The sequence below is a fragment of the Cupriavidus sp. HPC(L) genome, from assembly GCF_000307735.3.
GTDB lineage: Bacteria > Pseudomonadota > Gammaproteobacteria > Burkholderiales > Burkholderiaceae > Cupriavidus.
In genome coordinates, this window is sequence record NZ_AMPR02000253.1 from 1 (window position 1) to 4012 (window position 4012).

General features: G+C 69.4%; 4 protein-coding genes. All 4 read left to right on the forward strand.

Going from position 1 to position 4012, the window contains the following annotated elements; all coding sequences use genetic code 11:
• On the forward strand, positions 1–325 hold a 325-nt coding region (locus B551_RS26620; protein WP_043439921.1), incomplete at its 5' end, for an acyltransferase family protein.
• A 189-nt stretch (positions 326–514) separates the two neighbouring features.
• Positions 515–1753, forward strand: a complete 1239-nt coding sequence (locus B551_RS14850) for a GTP cyclohydrolase II (protein WP_023264418.1) — start codon at positions 515–517, stop codon at positions 1751–1753.
• Between the two features lie 23 nt (positions 1754–1776).
• Positions 1777–3072, forward strand: a complete 1296-nt coding sequence (locus B551_RS14855; protein ID WP_023264419.1) for a URC4/urg3 family protein — start codon at positions 1777–1779, stop codon at positions 3070–3072.
• A gap of 205 nt (positions 3073–3277) precedes the next feature.
• Entirely contained in the window at positions 3278–3928 is a 651-nt protein-coding gene (upp, locus tag B551_RS14860; RefSeq protein WP_043439923.1) for a uracil phosphoribosyltransferase, read from the forward strand.
• The last annotated feature ends 84 nt before the right edge of the window (positions 3929–4012 follow it).

A 4012-nucleotide genomic window follows, 5' to 3' on the forward strand; every position in this document is an offset into this window, starting at 1 on the left:
GCTGGCGCTGGCCGTCGCACTGCTGCTGACGCTCGCACGGCGCGGCGGCTGGCTGGCGGCGTGGCCGCGCGGCCGCGTCTTCGCCACGCTCGGCGCGATCTCGTACTCGGTGTTCCTGGTGCACTTTCCGATCTGTCTGCTGGTCAACAGCCTGATGTCGCAGCTGGCGCCCGGCATGCCGTGGCTCAATGCGGCGGGCATGGTGCTGGCGTGGTTGGCGAGCAACGCCACCGGTGCGCTTTTTTACCGATATGTCGAATCGCGCGATCCGTTCGCATCGCTTGGCAAGTTGTTGTTGCGCAACCGCGAGGGGCTTGCGCGCTAGGGGGCGTTGCCCATCCGCAACATGGCACGCGCTGCACGATACGTGGGCGCCTCATGAACCGTTGTTGTGCCGCGTTCGGTGAGGCGGCGTACTCAAAAGGGGAAAACGCCCATACGCGCTTGGCATGGCAATTGCCTACCATCAAGGTAAACCTGACCGTTTGGTCAGGATTCACGCCTCGAGGCTGCCATGTCCGATCACATCGTCCTGACCTCGCACGCACGCCGCGACAAGCCGGCCGAGCCGATCCACTGGGGGGCGCCGACCGCGGCCGAACGCGGCCCCGTGATCGCGACGCTGACCAATCCGGCGCACCGCAACGTGATCGGGACGCATGCCGGCGCCTACGCCGTCTATCGCGCGCTGGCGGTGGCTTCGGGCAAGCTGCAGCGCGACCATCGCCCCGACCTGACCGACACGGCGCCGGCCGAGCCGATCGGCCCGCATCCGCAGTGGGCCGATCCCGACACGATCGTGTCGCTGGACCCGTGGGGCCATCTGGTGTCGACCGTCTTCGCCGACCGCATCGCGGCCGGCGTCGATATCCGGCCGACCATCGCGGTTACGCGCGCCCATATCAACATGCCGGAACTGATGGCGGCGATCGCGGCCGGCCGGCTGATTCCCGATGGCAGGATCCTGTTTGCCAACGGCGATGTGCGCGTCACCAAGGCCGCGGTCGATCCGGTCTGGTATCTGCCCGGCATGGCACGCCGCTTCGGCATCAAGGAAAGCGCGCTGCGTCGCAGCCTGTTCGAGCAGACCAGCGGCATGTTCCCCGAACTGGTGACGCGGCCCGATCTGAAGGTCTTCCTGCCGCCGATCGGTGGCATGACGCTGTATTTCTTCGGCGACGTCAGCCTGCTGGGCAAGCCGCAGACGCCGGTCGCCTGCCGCGTGCACGACGAATGCAACGGCTCGGACGTATTCGGGTCTGACATCTGTACGTGCCGTCCTTATCTGGCGCACGGTATCGAGGTGTGCATCGAGATGGCGCAGCAGGGCGGCGTCGGACTGGTGGTCTACAACCGCAAGGAAGGCCGCGCGCTGGGCGAGGTCACCAAATTCCTGGTCTACAACGCGCGCAAGCGGCAGGTCGGCGGCGACCGCGCCGAAACCTATTTCGCGCGGACCGAATGCGTGGCCGGCGTGCAGGACATGCGCTTCCAGGAGCTGATGCCCGATGTCTTCCATTGGCTGGGCATCCGTCGCATTGACCGCTGGGCCTCGATGAGCAATATGAAACACGGCGCGCTGGTCGCGCAGGGAATCGAAGTGGTCGAGCAGGTGCCGATTCCCGACGCGCTGATTCCGGCCGACGCGAGGGTGGAGATCGACGCCAAGGTGGCGGCGGGCTACTTCACCCGTTACACGCCTCCGGACGCCACCGAACTGACGGTGGCCAAGGGCAGGGGACTGGACGAATGACAGAACGAGACGATGCAGCATCGATGGGCGCGGCCGGGCAGTCCGGCGTGCAAGCCCGCGCTTCGCGCGAGGGCTGGCAAAGCTGGGTCGAACCCGGTCACCCGGCTTCGGCGTTGCTGACGGCGCAGGCGGTGCGGGCGCGCTGCGCCGCGGTGACCGCCGCGGTCGCGGCCGGCGATTCGCAGTGGTTCAGCTGGCATCCGCAGCGGGTCGCCGCGATCGCCGACTATGTGGCGACCACCATCCGCTCGCGCTACCGCGATCTGCAGGTGCCTTACCACAGCCGCTGGCGCCATTTCGAAAGCGGCGGACCGGGCGAGCTGCGCGACCGCTGGGGCATCCTGTGCGAACGCGCCGCGCTGACCGGCGACGATCATCGCGAGGAGCGCGCGCGCATCGGCATCGACCTGGTGATTCCCAGCGTGCTGCTCGACGCGGGCGCCGGGCCGGACTGGCGCTACCGCGATCCGGCCAGCGACTTGAGCCTGAGCCGCTCCGAGGGGCTGGGCGTGGCCAGCTTCGACCTGTTCGCGCGTGGCGGCTTTTCCGCGACGCCGGACGAGCCGCTGCGCTCGGATGCCGAGCGGCTGGCGCAGATCGATCCGTCGACGCTGGCCACCGCCTTCCAGGTCGCGCAGCACAATCCGCTGGTCGGGCTCGAGGGCCGCGCCGGCCTGGTGCGCCGGCTCGGCAAGGTCGCGCAGGCGACGCCGGCCGTGTTCGGCGAGCCCGCCAGGCTCGGCAATCTGTTCGACTATCTGAAGGCACATGCCAGCGAGGGACGCATCGACGCGGCCTTCGTGCTGCGCACGCTGCTGGTCGCGCTCGGGCCGGTCTGGCCCGGACGGCTGCAGCTGGAGGGCGTCTCGCTCGGCGACTGCTGGCGCCATCCGGCCAGCCCCGACGGGCTGGTGCCGTTCCACAAGCTGACGCAGTGGCTGACCTACTCGCTGCTCGAGCCGCTCGAGGACGGCGGCCTGACGGTGACCGGGCTGGATGCGCTGACCGGCCTGCCCGAATACCGCAACGGCGGCCTGCTGTACGACTTCGAGCTGATGGTGCCGCGCGATGCGAGCTTTGCCGAGGCGGTGCACCGGGTCGACGAGCCGGCCATCGTCGAATGGCGCGCGCTGACGGTGACCGGTCTGGACCTGGTCGCCGAGGCAACGCGGCAGGCGCTGGGCCTGTCGGCCGACGCCTTCCCGTTGGCGCGCGTGCTGGAGGGCGGTACCTGGGCGGCGGGACGGCGCATCGCCGCCAAGCGCCGGCCGGGCGGCCCGCCGCCGTTCGCGATCGACAGCGACGGCACGGTGTTCTGAGTTCCCAGTCCGTGCAAGGCGCGGCCGCCCGCATGCCGTCAGCATGCCGCCAGCATGCCCCCCACGAGCCGCGCGCCTGCACGCCGTCGTTTCGCCCTGGCCAGATCCGGCCACCGCCGCATCGAGGAGTGCCATCATGACCGCCCTGTCTGCCGATCTGTCCGTCGATCCGTCCGTGGCGCTGTCCACGGGGCTTCCCACCGGCATGCCGCCCATCGCGCCGGCCGCCGCGCCTGTGATGGTGGTCGACCATCCGCTGGTGCAGCACAAGGTCACGCTGGTGCGCAGCGAGGACACCACCACCGACAACTTCCGCCGCCTGGTGCGGGAGATCGCGCAGCTGCTGACCTACGAGGCCACGCGGGATCTCGCGATGGAGACCGTGGCGATCAAGACGCCGATCGCGCCGATGCAGTCGCCGATGCTGTCGGGCAAGAAGCTGTGCCTGGTGTCGATCCTGCGCGCGGGCAATGGTTTCATCGACGGCATGCTCGACCTGCTGCCGGCCGCGCGGGTCGGCCACATCGGCCTGTACCGCGATCCGGAAACGCTCGAGCCGATCGAGTACTACTTCAAGATGCCTGACGATATCCAGGAGCGGCAGGTCATCGTGGTCGACCCGATGCTGGCGACCGGCAATTCCGCGATCGCCGCGTTGAACCGGCTCAAGGAGGCCGGCGTCACCGCGCTCAAGTACGTCTGCCTGATCGCCTCGCGCCCGGGCTTGCGGGCCTTGCAGGCCGCGCATCCCGACGTGGCCATCGTCACCGCCGCGATCGACGAAGAGTTGAACGAGCACGGCTATATCGTGCCCGGACTCGGCGATGCGGGCGACCGGCTGTACGGCACGCGCTGACGCCGGGGCGCCCGTCCCGGCCCGGCCCGTGAAAGCGCTGCCGTTGCCCCCGCCACGCCGGACCGCGCCATGGACGCGCTAGCT